The organism is Bacillus sp. RC242, from assembly GCF_044908245.1.
In the GTDB taxonomy this organism is placed as follows: Bacteria; Bacillota; Bacilli; order Bacillales; family Bacillaceae_G; genus Bacillus_A; species Bacillus_A mycoides.
On record NZ_JBIYCZ010000018.1, the window covers coordinates 1 to 16,779 of the forward strand.

General features: G+C 35.8%; 12 protein-coding genes and 1 pseudogene. 8 read left to right on the forward strand and 5 right to left on the reverse strand.

Going from position 1 to position 16,779, the window contains the following annotated elements:
• The 3 genes from ABH957_RS25220 to ABH957_RS25230 all read left to right on the forward strand — a co-directional run.
• Positions 1-379 (forward strand): LPXTG cell wall anchor domain-containing protein (locus ABH957_RS25220; RefSeq protein ID WP_404512450.1); only part of this gene is annotated, 379 nt, incomplete at its 5' end.
• A 141-nt stretch (positions 380-520) separates the two neighbouring features.
• Complete coding sequence (locus ABH957_RS25225; protein WP_404512452.1) at positions 521-2,011, forward strand: coproporphyrinogen III oxidase; 1,491 nt, start codon at positions 521-523, stop codon at positions 2,009-2,011.
• A gap of 271 nt (positions 2,012-2,282) precedes the next feature.
• On the forward strand, positions 2,283-3,839 hold the full coding sequence (locus tag ABH957_RS25230) for a fatty acid--CoA ligase (RefSeq protein WP_404512454.1): 1,557 nt from the start codon (positions 2,283-2,285) through the stop codon (positions 3,837-3,839).
• 38 nt (positions 3,840-3,877) lie between these two features.
• Here the strand turns inward: ABH957_RS25230 and ABH957_RS25235 are convergent, their stop codons facing one another.
• Positions 3,878-4,348 carry a hypothetical protein gene (locus ABH957_RS25235; RefSeq protein WP_404446236.1) on the reverse strand — a complete coding sequence of 157 codons (471 nt, stop codon included), beginning with the start codon at positions 4,346-4,348 and terminating at the stop codon, positions 3,878-3,880.
• Positions 4,349-4,581: 233 nt separating this feature from the next.
• On the opposite strand from ABH957_RS25235, the gene ABH957_RS25240 reads away from it, so the two are divergent.
• Positions 4,582-6,060 carry a SulP family inorganic anion transporter gene (locus ABH957_RS25240; protein ID WP_002186630.1) on the forward strand — a complete coding sequence of 493 codons (1,479 nt, stop codon included), beginning with the start codon at positions 4,582-4,584 and terminating at the stop codon, positions 6,058-6,060.
• Between the two features lie 88 nt (positions 6,061-6,148).
• Here ABH957_RS25240 and ABH957_RS25245 read toward each other — a convergent pair.
• Positions 6,149-6,370 (reverse strand): annotated as a pseudogene (locus ABH957_RS25245) (hypothetical protein); the annotation flags it as partial.
• Positions 6,371-6,650: 280 nt separating this feature from the next.
• Between ABH957_RS25245 and ABH957_RS25250 the strand changes: the two are divergent.
• Positions 6,651-8,171, forward strand: coding sequence for a putative polysaccharide biosynthesis protein (locus ABH957_RS25250; RefSeq protein WP_404512456.1), 1,521 nt, complete (start codon positions 6,651-6,653; stop codon positions 8,169-8,171).
• Between the two features lie 165 nt (positions 8,172-8,336).
• A complete protein-coding gene (csaB, locus tag ABH957_RS25255; RefSeq protein WP_404512458.1) occupies positions 8,337-9,440 on the forward strand; it encodes a polysaccharide pyruvyl transferase CsaB in 1,104 nt (367 codons plus the stop codon).
• A gap of 230 nt (positions 9,441-9,670) precedes the next feature.
• Here the strand turns inward: csaB and patB1 are convergent, their stop codons facing one another.
• Both patB1 and ABH957_RS25265 read right to left on the reverse strand, forming a co-directional pair.
• Entirely contained in the window at positions 9,671-10,861 is a 1,191-nt protein-coding gene (patB1, locus tag ABH957_RS25260; protein WP_404512460.1) for a secondary cell wall polysaccharide O-acetyltransferase PatB1, read from the reverse strand.
• Positions 10,862-11,042: 181 nt separating this feature from the next.
• Positions 11,043-12,458 carry an MBOAT family O-acyltransferase gene (locus ABH957_RS25265; RefSeq protein WP_404455555.1) on the reverse strand — a complete coding sequence of 472 codons (1,416 nt, stop codon included), beginning with the start codon at positions 12,456-12,458 and terminating at the stop codon, positions 11,043-11,045.
• 226 nt (positions 12,459-12,684) lie between these two features.
• On the opposite strand from ABH957_RS25265, the gene ABH957_RS25270 reads away from it, so the two are divergent.
• Both ABH957_RS25270 and ABH957_RS25275 read left to right on the forward strand, forming a co-directional pair.
• The gene (locus ABH957_RS25270; RefSeq protein ID WP_404512462.1) at positions 12,685-14,142 is read left to right on the forward strand and encodes an MBOAT family O-acyltransferase; all 1,458 of its coding nucleotides are present in this window, start codon (positions 12,685-12,687) and stop codon (positions 14,140-14,142) included.
• Positions 14,143-14,151: 9 nt separating this feature from the next.
• Complete coding sequence (locus ABH957_RS25275; RefSeq protein WP_404446247.1) at positions 14,152-15,183, forward strand: hypothetical protein; 1,032 nt, start codon at positions 14,152-14,154, stop codon at positions 15,181-15,183.
• 88 nt (positions 15,184-15,271) lie between these two features.
• Here ABH957_RS25275 and ABH957_RS25280 read toward each other — a convergent pair whose 3' ends face one another.
• Positions 15,272-16,666, reverse strand: a complete 1,395-nt coding sequence (locus tag ABH957_RS25280; RefSeq protein ID WP_002186616.1) for an O-antigen ligase family protein — start codon at positions 16,664-16,666, stop codon at positions 15,272-15,274.
• Between the last annotated feature and the right edge of the window lie 113 nt (positions 16,667-16,779).

A 16,779-nucleotide genomic window follows, 5' to 3' on the forward strand; every position in this document is an offset into this window, starting at 1 on the left:
AACACCAGGTGGAGAGACAGAAACACCAGGTGGAGAGACAGAAACACCAGGTGGAGAGACAGAAACACCAGGTGGAGAGACAGAAACACCAGGTGAAGGAACAGAAAAGCCAGGTGAAGGAACAGAAACACCAGGTGGAGGAATAGAAAAACCAGGTGGGGAAACAGGAACATCAGGTGAAGGAATAGAAAAGCCAGGTGAAGGAACAGAAAGCCCAGGCGAAGAAGTAGAAAAGCCTAACTTACCAGAAAAAGAACAAGGCGGTTCTAATAATCAAAAACTTCCAGCTACAGGGCATAATACGGATTACCTTCCATTTATAGGTGTAATTCTGGTGTTATTAGGAATACGTTTAAGATTTATGATTAAAAATAGCTAATAGGTTTATAAAAGGCATAAGAGAAATGTTATCTCTTATGCCTTTAAGTTTTTAATAGACGAAATAAGGTAAAACCTTCTGTATTGACCTTCAAACGCCCTTCAAGTAAACTAAAGAGAGTTTGCAAATGAAAAGGTGATAATGTTGTTAATTTCAATTAAAACGTTACAAGATGATCGTTTTTTACGTCCGCTACAAAATATTGGCGGTTTATTTTTTGAAGAGAGCACGATAGGGTTTGAGAAAGAAGAAGCAAATCTTATCGTTGATATACAGATAGAAGGTAATGTGACAGCATCGGCTCGTTTAACAGATGTTGCAACCGGAAATGTATATGAAGAAACATTCGCAAAAGATTTATCTGCTTTCACAGAAGAAAAAGAACGTATGAAGCAAGTGAAACATGTTGTTTCTTACGTATATCTTTCTGTACTTCAACAGCTAACTGGACTTGAACAGAGCTGGGGAATATTAACTGGGGTACGCCCAACGAAACTTCTTCACAAGCTGCTTCAAAATGGTATGTCAAAAGAAGAAGCGCATAAAGAACTTCGTGAAAGTTATTTAATTCATGAAGAGAAAATTGAACTTCTTCAGCGTATTGTTGATTGCCAATTAGCGGTTGTTCCGGATTTATACCGTTTGAAAGAAGAAGTAAGTATTTACATCGGTATTCCGTTTTGTCCTACAAAATGTGCGTACTGTACGTTCCCGGCTTATGCAATTAACGGACGCCAAGGATCAGTTGATTCGTTCTTAGGCGGGTTACATTATGAAGTTCGTGAAATTGGTAAGTTTTTAAAAGAAAAAGGTGTTACAGTTACGACGATTTATTACGGCGGCGGTACACCGACGAGTATTACAGCAGAAGAGATGGATATGTTGTATGAAGAAATGTACCAAGCTTTCCCTGATGTGAAAGATGTACGTGAAGTAACAGTTGAGGCAGGTCGCCCAGATACAATCACACCAGCAAAGCTAGAAGTGTTAAATAAATGGAACATTGACCGTATTAGTATTAATCCGCAGTCATACCATCAAGAGACACTAAAGGCAATTGGACGTCATCACACTGTAGAAGAAACGATTGAGAAGTATCATTTAGCACGTGAAATGGGAATGAACAATATTAATATGGATTTAATTATTGGTCTTCCTGGTGAAGGATTAGACATCTTCAAGCATACGTTAGATGAAACAGAAAAGTTAATGCCAGAATCGTTAACAGTTCATACGTTATCATTTAAACGTGCTTCTGAAATGACGCAAAACAAACGTAAATATAAAGTAGCAGGTCGCGAAGAAATTACTGCGATGATGCATGAGGCGGAAGCGTGGACGAAGAACCATAATTACGTACCATACTATTTATATCGTCAAAAGAATATTTTAGGTAACTTAGAAAACGTTGGGTATGCAATACCGACGCAAGAAAGTATCTACAATATTGTTATTATGGAAGAAGTACAATCGATTATCGGACTTGGTTGCGGGGCATCAAGTAAATTTGTTCACCCACAAACAGGAGCAATTACACATTTTGCGAATCCGAAAGATCCAAAATCATATAACGATGGCTTCGTGAAATATACAGAAGATAAACTGAAAATTTTAGAAGAGCTATTCGTGTAAGAAGAAGGGGGTTGTTCCGATTTGGAACAGCCTCTTTTTATATTGTCAGTTTTTGTCGGTAAGTCGATATATTCGAAAAATAGCTGATATAAATTTGGTTGCGTTCGATATATTCAAAAAATCGCCGATATAATTTCATTTACCATCAAACGGTCCATTTGTAAAACTATGTCGATAATAATCAGAAAAATTAGTCATATTATTAGAGGACAATGTCTACTTATAGACGAAATGATAGATTTATGAAAGAGAAAAGGGGGAAATTGTTGGCATGTACATGACGATAGGGAGAATTTTTGATTTGACAGTTGGCAAATATCCGAATAAAGAGGCGTTAGTAGAACCAGAAAAAAATATTCGTTGGACATATAAACAGTGGGATGAGCAAATAAATAAAACGGCGCAAGCTCTATTGAAAGAAGGAGTAAGAAAGGGAGATTGTGTATCTGTTTACCTATATAACTGTCGTGAATTTGTAAACGTTTACTTAGCCTGTGCGAAAATTGGCGCGATCTTCAATCCAATTAATTTCCGCTTAAAAGCAAAAGAACTATCGTATATCCTCCAAGATGCAGCCTCGAAAGTAGTTGTCTTTGAAAAAGCAGTCGAATCAACAGTTGCTATGATTGAACGAGATTTTCCAAATTCGTCTTTTTGGTACGTGGAAGACGATGCACCTTCCTATGCTAGTTCTTACCATGAAAAAGTAAATGAAGCATCAGCTGAAAAAGTAGATATTGTAGTCGATGAAATGGATTTTTGTTCTATGCTTTATACGAGCGGAACGACTGGTCATCCGAAAGGCGTACTACATCGTCATCGTGATATGGCTGAGCATAGTATGATTTGTACGTATTTCATAAAATATAACAGGGATAGCGCCGGGCTTGTGGTAGCACCTTTATATCATTGCGGCGAGTTAAATGCTGGAATCATACCGCGCATTCAAGTTGGCGGAAAGAATGTTATTTTACATCATTTTGATACGGATAGAGTATTACATACCATTCAAGAAGAGAAGATTACGACGTTTTTTGCAGCACCGACGATGTGGAATATGTTACTGCAAAAAGATCTAACTAAGTATGATTTAACTTCAATGAAAATCGGTGTATACGGTGGAGCTGCAATGGCACCGGCGCTAGTGAAGGAATGTAAAGAGCGCCTTTATATTGATCTTGTTCAAATTTACGGAATGACAGAAATGGGACCAGTTGTTGCGTTTCTCGTAGAAGAGGATCAAATTACGAAAGCTGGTTCAGCAGGAACGCCGTGCTTTAGCCATGAAATTCGAATTGTTAAACCGAACGAAGATGCACCAGCAGAGCCAGATGATGTATTGCCTCCTTATGAAGTTGGGGAGATTATTTTGCGCGGTCCAACTATGATGGCTGGTTATCATAACCGAGAAGAAGCAAATGCAAAATCGATGTATAAAGGATGGTATCACTCGGGTGATTTAGGTTATTTCGATAAAGATGGCTATTTATTCGTCGCAGATCGTGTGGATGATATGGTAATTAGCGGAGGCGTTAATATTTATCCACGTGAAATTGAAGATTTCCTTCATAGTCATCCTGGTGTATTAGATGTTGCAGTACTTGGTGAGCCAGATGAACTATGGGGAGAGCGTGTCGTTGCGGTCGTTGTAAAGAAAGATAAAAATATTTCAGAAGCTGATTTAGAAATGTATTGCAAAGAAAGTGATGAATTAGCCGACTATAAACGTCCGCGTCATTACTTATTTGTAGATGAACTTCCTCGTAATGCGAGCGGGAAGTTGCAAAAATTTGTGCTGAGAGAGTCGTTAAAAGGTATGAAAAAATAATGAAAAAATGCCTTTCCAAATTTGGAAAGGCATTTTTATTACTTGCGTGAGAAACCTTCTTCATCAAGGTATTCCGCAGCTTCTGGATAAGAGTTGAATGTACCGTCTAAGTTTACGCCAGCGTAAACATTCCACATGTCATCCTCTTGAATAAGAGTTAGGATATGACCGTCTTCGTTACGCCATTCCTCTTCGGCAGCAGGTTCCATTGGTGCTATAATTTCCTCTGGCTCCTGTGATAGACGTTCAATTACTTTTTCAATTAATGAACGCAGTTCTTCTTCTGAAAACTCACGGATGTTAATCATACCTTTAGCATCTGTTTTATAACCTTTAATGAAGTATGCATATACAAATCCGTTTCCGTTTGGGTGTAAATGATATACAACGTTCTTTTTATCTAAACGACTTTCTTCAAAGTGAAAGTTTACGCGTTTTAATGATACGTTCTTTCTTTCTAATTCCGGGAAAGATTCAATAATTGATAATTTTTCTTCAAAAGTTAGCATAGTGCCTCCAAGTATATAGTAAAAGATTTAATTTGTTCATTATAGCATAGTCAAGTTTGTTTCCAAAGGTAGATTCGTCATATTGCTGTTTTTTAGTTTGACTTTGGAAGGCTATTTGTAAATGTAGACGTTTACTTCACGAGACTGTAAAGAGTTTTTTAGAAATACGCTAACGAATGATTTGTTTTAGATGTACAATGGAACATGGACTTTATAAGAAGGTGGTTATTTATATGTTTCAAAAAATAGCAAAGGAATGTTTAGCAGGGTTTACTGTTGCGATTGTTGCCTTGCCGCTAGCGATTGCATTTGGTATTGCTGCAACGGGAACGTCTGAGGGAGCACTGGTCGGATTGTATGGTGCAATTTTTGCAGGTTTGTTTGCGGCGTTATTTGGCGGTACACCGGGGCAAGTAACGGGTCCTACTGGGCCGATTACAGTTATTGCAACAGGCGTTATTGCAACTCACGGATTAGAAGCAAGTTTTATTGCATTTATGATGGCGGGGTTATTTCAAATTTTATTTGGTGTATGTAAGCTCGGCTCTTACGTTCGTTACATTCCGTATCCTGTTGTTTCAGGGTTTATGAATGGGATTGCACTGATTATTATTTTAGGTGAAATGAAGCACGTACAAAATAGCTTTCTGCTTGTGTTATTAACGATCATTGTAATGATTGTTTCTGGAAAATGGATTAAGGCCATTCCATCAAGTTTAGTAGCATTAGTAGGTGTTACAGTAACGTTGCCGTTATTTTCTTCTATGCTACAAGGAATTACGGTCAACTTACCAGTTGTAGGAACTCTTTCTTTAAATAAGATGATTGAAAAAATAGGTGCAATTCCAGAGGCGATGCCATCTCTTCACGTACCGAATTTAGACGCAAATGGCATGTTAGCACTTGTATTACCAGCACTTAGTATTGCTTTACTAGGATCAATTGACTCGTTATTAACGTCTGTCGTAATGGATAATGTGACGGGGACACGTCATAAAAGTAATAAAGAGTTAATCGGACAAGGTATTGGCAATATTGCGAGTGGTTTGTTCGGTGGATTAGCAGGAGCAGGTGCAACTGTTAGATCTATCGTCAATATAAGAAGCGGGGGGAAGACGGCACTGTCGGCTTGTATGCATAGTGTCATATTATTTATTTTCATTATGGGACTGGGTTCAGTGGTACAATATATTCCGCTTGCTGTATTATCAGGTATTTTAATTTTAACTGGCATAGGGATGTTTGATTGGGAAAGCATGAAGAAAGCACATGTAGCACCAAGAGGTGATGTGATTGTTATGTTCGTGACGATGGTTGTGACAGTGAAATTCGATTTAATGGTTGCTGTTGCGTTTGGCATTATTCTTTCCTTCATTATATACATGGTGAAGTGTAAAGAACGTAAAGCTTCTATTATAAAAGAAAAAGAAGCGACGTATACGATTCAGGGACCACTTTCATTTCTATCAGTAGATCGTATTTTTGCTTCTTTACAAGATGTGAAGTCACCAGTTAGTTTGCGTATGAAAGATGTACGTTATATGGATGTATCGGGAGCTATGGCGTTATTAAACTTTGTTGAGCAATCGGATAAAGCAGGAGTGCGTGTGACACTTGAACATGTACATCCGCATGTTGAAAAGACGATAGTAATGATGGCGAATGATGAGCAAAAAGAGAAACTGCAGTTTTTGAAAGCTGAGACAATATAGGAATAGGAACCTTCACATGAACTGTATTGTAAAATGTGAGGGCTCTTTTTATTTGGATATGTGTTGTTTATGTGAGAAACTCTTATATCTGGATGTTGTAAATCCGTTGAGCATCAATTACACCATCTAACTTCAAATTATATTCACGCGTTGAGAAATGGCTACCTTCACAAATTAATTGTGTACGGTTAACGAAATCATAAACTTAAGATGGTTGAATAAGCCCTATTTCGTCTGATTTTTCGACTTTCTCAACTTCTTCGTATGCAAAGCGCTTTAGTATCTCGTTTTCTAAAGAAAGGAAAATTTGATAATTTTTTACTAAATTTAGCATGTTGTAAACCCTCCTCTTACTGACAAGAGCTACATTATATTACAGGTTTATCTTGAATAAGTAAAAGTAGTAAATTAAAGGGAAAACAGGATGGAAATAATCTTATTTTGTACATATTATATTTGGAACGAGAGTATTCAATATATAAGAAATTTGGTATGATAACTAAATGAAATAGAGTGAAGTTTCTCTAGATTAAGCAAGAATACTGACTTGATATTTATTTAGATCATATTTGAAAGAAAAGAGATAGAAGATGAATAAAAAGTTTGTAAAAGGCGCTGCAATTTTAACCATTACAACGTTCCTATCGAAAGTGGTGGGGAGTTTTTTTCAAATTCCATTGCAAAATATAGCGGGAGATGAAGTGCTTGGGATTTTTCGTCTCGTTTTTCCTGTATATATGATAGCCTTAACTTTATCAGTAGCGGGGGTTCCGCTAGCAATATCCCAGTTAATAGCTGATCTTCATGAAAAGAATGATCGTGACGGAATAGCTAAATTGTTTACGTCAGCATCTATTATCGGTGTTATATTTGGGGTGCTCGGATTTTTAATTATTATCATTGGATCGAGTAGCATTGCAAATATGCTTGGTGGGCAAGAGACGAGGCTAGCATTAATTGTTACTTCGTTTGCTTTATTAATTGCACCATATATGGCAGTGTACCGTGGATATTTCCAAGGGTTTGGAGATATGATACCTACTGGTGTATCGCAAGTAATTGAACAGTTGATTCGCGTATTCTTTATGCTAACAATTGCTTATATATTTGTATATTGGAATAAAGGTAGTGATATCATAACAGGCGGAGCGATGATCGGTTCTTGTTTTGGTGTTATTACGTCACTCATATATTTGCGAATGAAATATGTAAAAAGCACGTATCGCTATAAGAGCGAAACATATTCATTACAAGATTTTAAGACAAACGCAAAAAACATACTCCGCGTTTCAATTCCAATTGCAATTGGAGCGTTATCGATGCCTGTTTTAAATTTAGTTGATTCTGTAACAATTCCACATGTATTACATGAATCTTCTACAACGATTCAGGAACAATTTGGTATATATAGCCGTGGTTTTGCATTTACGCAATTAATTGTTGTATTTGCAAGTGCGATAGTATTTCCGCTAATTCCATTATTAACAGCTGCTTTAACAAAAAAAGATATAGCTTTAGCTAAACTGACGGTAAAACGTACAAATGAATTTGCGCACGTTTTAACAATGCCGATAACGATATGGCTTATGGCGCTTGCAATACCGCTTAATGTTGCATTATTTACAGATACAAAAGGAAGTGGCATGTTAGCTATTTTAATTGGTAGCTCGTATTTCACATCACTTATGGTATTATCAATAGGAATCTTGCAAGGGATTAATCGTTCGATGCGAGCAGCATGGATTGTCATCGGTGCAAGTTTCGTGAAAATTATATTAAATATAGCGCTAGTAAACCAATTCGGTATAAATGGAGCAGCGTATAGTACTCTAATTATTTATATAATGATTTGTATCGCAAATCATATTTATATTAGAAAAGATCTTTCCTATTCAATAGCTATAGGGAAATTTTTAGCTGTGATTGGAGTATCTAGTATTTTAGGTATAGTATTATACTTTGTGTCCACATTAATCAATGTGACAGATTCCAGGATTTTAGCAATGATATATAGTGCTGTAGCGCTAAGTATAGCTTCAGTGTTATATGGCATATGTGCACTTAAACTAAACTGGATATCGAAAGAACAAATTCCATTTTTACGTAAATAAAATCGTTTATTATAGAAAATGAACAATATTATAAATAGGTATGACTTGTTAGATGTTTGTGAAAGAAATCAATTTGAAGTTATCAAGCCTTTCTCGGAAAGGAATGGATAACAATTTGTTTAATTACAAAAAGAGTTGATTGCGAAATGTTGGAGGAGATTAAGAGTGCGGTTAGTTTTATCAGGATATTATGGTTTTTATAATGTTGGGGACGAAGCAATTTTGCAATCAATTATTAAAGCGCTACATGAAGAGGATCCTACTCTTGAGCTTGTTGTACTTTCAAATGACCCCAACTATACAAGGAAAATGTACGGTGTAGAAGCAGTAAACCGCTGGGATATAAGAGCGATTTACCGAGAAATAAAGAGAAGTAATGGTTTAATTAGCGGAGGCGGAAGTCTCTTACAAGATAAGACGAGTATTAAGAGTATTCTATATTATACAGGTATTATGCGGCTTGCTCGTTTTTTGAAAAAGCCGTATTATATTTACGCCCAAGGAATCGGACCTATTACGAAGAAGCAAAATCGTTTATTAGTGAAATGGCATGTATCAAAGGCTGAATATATATCAGTACGTGATGAAGACTCTTTTTTGTACTTAAAAGAAATTGGTATTAAGAAAGACATTGAACTTGTTCCAGATCCAGTATTAGCTTGTCAGCCAGAAGAAAAGAAATCCGATTGGCTTCAAAAACATTCGCTGCAAGGAAAAGTCGTTGCGGTTAGTGTAAGGTACTGGGATGCAAAAGAAGATTATATGAAGAAGTTAGCAGATACGCTTAAAAAGCTTAAGCAAGAGGGATACCATATTTTATTTGTACCGATGCATGGACCATTTGATCAAAATGCATCAAGGGATATCATTAATTTGATGGGAGAAGAAGCGCACATGCTCCCTTATAAAATGGATATTCACGAGAAAATCTCTATTTTATCAGAGTGCTCTCTTTTAATAGGGATGAGACTACATGCTCTTATATTATCGGCAGTTGCAAACACGCCTATGATTGGAATTTCATATGATCCGAAGATTGATTCGTTTTTACAACAAGTAAATCAGTCGATTATTGGGAATGTGGATGGAGGCTGGACGACAGAAACATTACACAGTATGGCGATTAAACAATTAGAGCAGACAGAATATGTACAGGAAACGTTAGGACAAAGAGTAGAGGAATTGCGAGAGCAAATTTCCATAGCGTCCAAATATATTATTAATGACTTACATGCAAAAGAGTCTATAAAAAGAGGAATGGAATCTTAGGATTAGAGGCCATTCCTCTTTTTATTTAGTACGTTGTCATTAAATAAAAAGAGATAGAGGGAAATTTCCTATCTCTTTCTCCTTTTTGTATTTGAAGGTAGTGATTAAAAAAGAGAAGGTACAAGTGAAATAATAACAATGTCGAAATCTATAATGGTTTAAGTTGTTACTGCCGGCAAATAGCGGAAATAATATAAAGAAGCCTCTTGTAAATTTACAAGAGGCTTCTTTTATTGTTTAAACTTAAACATATCACCACTCAAATTCGAATCACTATACACAAACAATACCATGTTAATATTGTTGTCTTTAATGTATTGATATACATCCTTTTCGTGATAGTGACGAAGGTCGAGGATAGATGTGTGTTTGAAGCTTTGTGCTAAGTGAGGCACGATTGCGTTTGCGAATGAGTCTTTTAGGACTAAAGCTCGTACATCATTTGGTGCATTGTTGTTTTCGATAACGATTTCTGGATAGTCGTTTGTGTAATAGCCTGCGTATGATATGGTGTCTTTTTGTTTTTCTACGCCGTATAGTTCATCTAATGTGCGATATACTGTGCCATTTACATCTTTTGCAGCTACGCTCGTAAAGTTGAAACCGTCTTTCGGTGTGTAGTAGCATAGTTTTTCTCCAGTCGCATCGATCAGTTGGTAAAGCTGGTTGTTAAAGCTTCCGACTAGATGTTTATTTGGAGCACACGTACGAGTGTAATCTTCTTTTTTTATTTCTTTTCCTTTATATATAGAAGATTGTTGCGCGATTGTGTTCATTATATATTGATAGCCTAAGAAGGCACCATCCATATTCCAGTGATGGTCTGTTTTAAAGTACATACTTTGTATTTCTTCATTTGTATAGTTTTTCTTAAAATAATCCATGAGTTTAATTGGCTTTACGTCTGCAGGAAGTTTATTTAGAAAGTAATTTAAATTTTCCTGTGCATATGTGTGAATATGAGAAGGTAATTTAAATGATAAAGCATTCGTTTTGGACGGTGGTAAAGCAAAGTAAAACTCAATATTTTGTTCTTTTAAAAACTGAGATAAGTCGTTTACAGCTGGCATAGCTTGGTCAATCTCATTATATTTTGTAGCCCAAGCAGGGTTTTTTAGAAGCCATTTATCATCTGTTAGAATAATATCGTTAATGAGAGACTTGCCCATTTTAATTTGGGTAAGTGTATAATTTTTTATGAGATCATCTCTTCCGATTAATTGATCGTTTGTATATGTCTCAAAGTCTTTAAAGAAACTACCATTTAAGGCAGCTTCTTTTGTAAGAGCTGGTTTTTGAGCGAGCGGACGATTTTCAACGGGCGAAACTGCTCGGTCAGTTTTGAGAAGCGATAATATGCCAAATGAAAAGATAATGGTGAGAAAACCGATAAATAGGACGATGTTCCCCAATTTTTTCATAATAACTTTTCCTTCCTACATAAAGTGAAACTTTAATTAGTGGGGGGGTTTTTGTTCATCCCCACTGATTATCAGCCTTAACCAATCGGGCTTTTACAGGCAGCCCGCCCCCCACCTAACTTCTTTGCTTTCGCTGAATTTTGAGGTGGGGGTCTTACTGCCCGGAAAATAGCGGGATAAGTTAAAACCTGAAGTAAATAAATGGATTATACGTCGAATTAATTAAATACATAATCGAAACCATAAATAATGTTAGTAATAATATAGGACGTACAACTTGCATCGTGAATATATACGTTTTGGGTGCAAGTTCTAATATGTTTTTAACACGTTTCAAAATTGGTGTCGCTGCGATAAAGGCAATGATAAATATGATAATGTATTCATGTATATATAGCATGGTGTTGTCATCGATGAAAGATTGTCTCTCTATGCCAAACATCGCTTTTAAATATTGGAACGAGTATGCGAAGTTATCAGCTCGGAAGAAGACCCAACCGATCATAACGATGATTAGTACATATGCATGTTGCAGCGGCTTCCATAGCTTATTTAATATTTTCTCGAATCCAGCTTTTTCAATCGAGATAATAAAGCCGTAATATAATCCCCAGGCGATAAATGTCCAGCTTGCTCCGTGCCATAAACCGGTTAATCCCCATACGATGAAGAGGTTACGGTAGTTTGCTAGTTTGGAAACACGATTTCCGCCGAGCGGAATGTATATATAGTCGCGGAACCAAGAGCCTAGTGTAATGTGCCATCTTCTCCAAAATTCTGAAATGGATTTTGAGATGTACGGATAATTGAAGTTTTTCGGGAAATCAAATCCGAACATTTTTCCAAGTCCAATTGCCATATCAGAGTATCCTGAGAAATCGAAATAGATTTGAAGTGTATAGGCAATAATACCAATCCAAGCCGTTCCAGCGCTCATTTCAGACGGTGGTAAGGCAAAGATTTTATCTGCGACAAATCCAACTTGATTGGCGATTAACATTTTTTTCGCTAGTCCTAGAATGAAAATTTGGAGACCTTCTGTAAATCGTTCAAAAGAATGGATGCGCGTTTTAATTTGATCAGCAACGATATTGTAACGAACGATTGGTCCGGCAATAAGCTGCGGGAAAATTGATATATATAGTGCTAAGTTAAGTGGATTCTTTTGAACTTCGCCATCTTTACGGTATATATCGATGACGTATGACATCGCTTGGAACGTATAGAATGAAATTCCAATTGGTAGTGGAATAGGTTCCACATGAATAGATAAATGTAAAGTTTGATTCAAAATATCTGTGAAAAAGGAAATATATTTAAAATAAGAAAGTAATAAAATATTTCCGACCACAGCCATAATTAAAAATGTGACTTTCATATTTTTTCGTTTATCATAATGATGCACGAGTAGGCCGAAGCAGTAGTTTAAAAGAATAGAAAAGAGCATTAAGAGGACGAATCGTGGTTCTCCCCATGCATAGAAAATTAAACTAAATGCAAGTAATACGAAATTACGTAGCTCGGCACGCACTATAAAATAGAAAAATAATACGAGAGGTAAAAAGATAAATAAGAAAACAGAACTACTAAATACCAAAGGACTCTCCTCACTTTTTTCAAAATACATTTCGTGCAAAAAACCGACATTTTTATTATATATTCTTTTAAATAAAAGTGCCTTTAATATTTTATCATGTTAATAATTCGATTGAAATGATTATCCTATATAATAGAAGAAAAGGGGAGCGGAATCCTTTTGACACTCACTATTTGGATAAGATAAGATGAATAAGTTGTGATTTGTTTAGAAGGGAAGAGATGGTGTGTTATTTAACTCATTTGAGTTTATTTTTTTATTTTTACCGATAGCATTTCTTTTATATTTTCTATTAAATAAATTTGGACATGCTACATTAGCGAAAGCTTGGCTCGTTGCGGCCTCTTTATTTTTCTATAGTTATTGGAATGTGAAATATTTACCGCTTATGTTAGTGTCGCTCATTGTGAACTACTTTATCGGAATGAGGCTCGTAAAACATAAGAGTAAACTTCTTTTAACGGTAGGGTTAATATTTAATATAGGAATGCTTAGTTATTTCAAGTATTATGATTTTTTCTTGCAAAATGTTAATGCATTAATTGGAACTCATTTTACATTATTATCATTAACGTTACCGCTCGCGATTAGTTTCTATACGTTTCAAAAGATTGCATTTTTAGTAGATACGTATCGCGGGGAAACGAAGGCATGTCATTTTCTTGATTACGCATTGTTTGTAACGTTTTTCCCGCAGCTTATTGCAGGGCCGATTGTACATCATGCACAAATTATGCCGCAGTTTGCGGATAGTAGCAAAAAGCGCTGGCAATCGAAGTATATTGTTCTTGGTATATTTGTATTTGCAGTTGGTATTTTCAAAAAGGTAGGTATTGCAGATGTATTATCACCCCTTGTACATGAAGGGTTTGATGTGCAGCAATCATTAACATTTGTCGAAGCATGGCTTTCGTCGTTAGCTTTTACGTTCCAATTGTATTTTGATTTTAGTGGATATAGTGATATGGCAATTGGAATCGCTTTAATGTTTAATATTAAATTACCTCAAAATTTTAATTCACCGTATAAAGCAGTGAATATACAAGATTTTTGGCATCGTTGGCATATGACGCTTAGCCAGTTTTTAACGAAGTACGTATACATTTCTCTAGGAGGAAATCGAAAAGGAATTACGCGTACATACGTAAATATTATGATTGTATTTTTAATAAGTGGACTTTGGCATGGAGCTGGTTGGACATTTGTTTTTTGGGGATTCTTGCACGGTTTGGCTTCTGTTATTCATCGCTTATGGAGTAAAGCAGGAGGGCGCATGCCAGCCTTTGCTGGTTGGTTCGTTACGTTTTTCTTCATTAATATAACGTGGGTATTCTTTAGGGCAACATCGATGCATGATGCGGTGAAAGTGTTAAAAGGAATGTTCGGACTAAATGGAATCGAATTAGCAAATAGCGTATTCCCGGCATTTATAATAGAGAAGCTGCAATTTTTAAAAGAGTACGGTGTTTCATTTAGTGAAGGGTACCATGTCTCTTTATTAAATCCAAAAATGGTAGCGTATATTTTCGGAGCGTTATGTATTAGTTTCTTCTTAAAAAATTCAATTCAGTTAAAGGATTCATTCCGTCCGAATGTATGGACTGCTTTATTTACTGCAGTATTGCTCGTATATAGCGTGTTACATTTAACGAGTATTAGTGAGTTTTTATACTTTAATTTCTAGGTGGAGAATATGAAAAACAAACATTGGCTTATTTTCGTTTTTGTATGTGTTTTTGTTCCTCTGGCAGGTGTCGGGATATTTAATAGCTATATAGATTCACTTTGGTTATTCCCGCATAAAAATAAGTGGAATGATGTTCAGTACGGGTTTAACGAGAGACAACAGAAAACAAATTATATAACGTACCGTCCGTTTACATATGATGGAGTTATACTTGGAAGTAGTAGAACGACTTTTATTAACGAGAATGACTTCACCGGGTTAAACGCATTTAATTATGCGGTAAGCAGTACAGATCCGCGTGAGTATGATGCATATATTGAATATGCAAAAGAACAAAAAGGTAGTGGACTCGAGTCTATTGTACTTGGTTTAGATTTCCTTGGAACGAACAAAAATAGGGAAATTGGTTTTGATAAACCAGAAGCGTATATTAATCAGGCGCAAAGTTTATTGTATCCGATTAAATCGTATATAAGTATGGACGGGATTACTTATTCAAAGAATACAATTGCAAATTCCACCCATCATATTACGAATCTTGACCGGTACAATCGAGAGAATATAAAATCGATGCGCGATTATACGAAAGAAGAACGTGATGCGCAAATAGCGGCGCAAGTAGATAAGTTTAGTAAAGAGATTTACGGCGGGAATTATGAGTATCAAAATATGAAAGAAATATTAGGAACAGTAAAGGCTCATAATCCGAACACGAAGTTTTATATTTTTACAACGCCTGTTTCAGAGCCTCTGTTCCGTACGATGATTCAATCAGGGCGATGGGAAGATTATAAAAAATGGCTTCATGACGCTGTAGATGTATTTGGAGAAGTGCACCATTTCATGTATCTTAATTCCGTTACAACGAATTTAGATAACTATATGGATGGGCATCATTTCAGACCGGAAGTTGGAAAGTTGATTGCGCATAAAGTTGTAAATGAGGAAGATAGCAACGTCCCGAAAGACTTCGGCATTGTTATTACGAAGGATAATATTGATGAGGTGTTGGAGGGGATTCAGGCGTCTTTTCAATAAAAAATAGATCATAAATGTGGTCTATTCTTTGCCGAGTAGACTGTATACCAAAATGAAGCAGCCACCGAGATCTGATGGCTGCTTCACTTTATTCTACCTCTAAATCAACAATTAAGTAAGCGAGTATAACAACGAAGAAAATACTAACGGCCGGCGCTGTTAGTACGTGACCGGACATAAAGGCAATTCCAAGTGATAGTATAACGGCACTAGCTAGTAGCATATATTTCACAGTTAATATTTTCTTAAAGTTTGTTATGATGCTGAGTAATAATTTAATACCGAAGTAAAGGAATGGTATGAAGTAAATAAGAGAACCGATGATTCCGAATGCAAAGAATATGTCATGGAAGTCCATTTCGATTAATTTAATTTTAACCGTATAGTTACCAGCATAGCCCATTCCGAATAATTTTTGTGATAGTGGTGCGTCTTTATAGTATTGTTTGTATACTTTTAAAAACTTATCGCGATCACTGTAAATTAAACTTTTGACCTCAGAGTCTGTTAGTTCACCTTTTGCATGTTTTTTCTCTGCGTCAGGATCTTCTTTAATTATTTTTCCTTCTTTTCTATCCTTTTCTTCTTGTACTGATTTTTTGTATTCGTATATTTGCATGTGGATGCCCATATTTTTTGCGATAGGAGTATGCGGTGTAAGGGCAATTAAACCTCCTAGTATAATAGCGGCAACAACTGTATTTACGAGATATGTGAATCCTTTTCCTTCTTTTTTGCGATGAACCATATATTCAATGAATGAGAATAAAAGTGCCACGCCAAGCGTTAGAACAATTGCACCATATCCTACTTTAGTTCCGACCATAATACTTGCATACATCGCGAGTATTGTTGGAATCCAGTAATAGATTTTCGAGAAAGAAGTTGTTTTATGAATCGAATATAACACTACGATTGGGAACATAATTGCAAAAATAGAACTTAAATCATTCCCAGCAAAGAACCAACCTCTTGAACCAATCTTTGAGTGAGGGTAGCTTGGGAAATCTGTACTAGTTTGCATCGCAACAATCAGTGTGATGCTTAAAATTAAAGTTGTATATAAGAAATATGTAATGATTTTATGAAATGCATATTCTTTATTTTTTAACTCTTTAAAGGCGATAATATATCCAAACAGTAGCACAATTGGATATATGCTCTTTAAAATAAATTTCACTTCTTCGCCAAATGAAACTGGAGATTTAATCATCATATTATTTACAAGACCAATTGCTAGTACGATCCCGAGTAGGCATAAATAGAGAATGTACTTTTTCGCCCCATGTTGTTTTCTATGAAGAAGTAGATAACCTAATGCAAGAAGCATAAAGGCGAAACGGACTACGATTCCAACTGTTGCGCTCATGTGTAATACATAGATTGAAAAAGACGTTAATAAATCTAAAATTGGTTGAAACACAATGAATAGCAATAGGAAATGCGGGAAGTAGTTATCCGTTTGTTTCAACTTATTAACCATATATTCCTCCATTTCTTCATTCCTTTAGTTCAATACCCAAGAGATGGGGATAAAAGCCTTATTTACATAATAAGGCGAATGAATTTCAATATTTGTTTTTTTGAATCAAACTT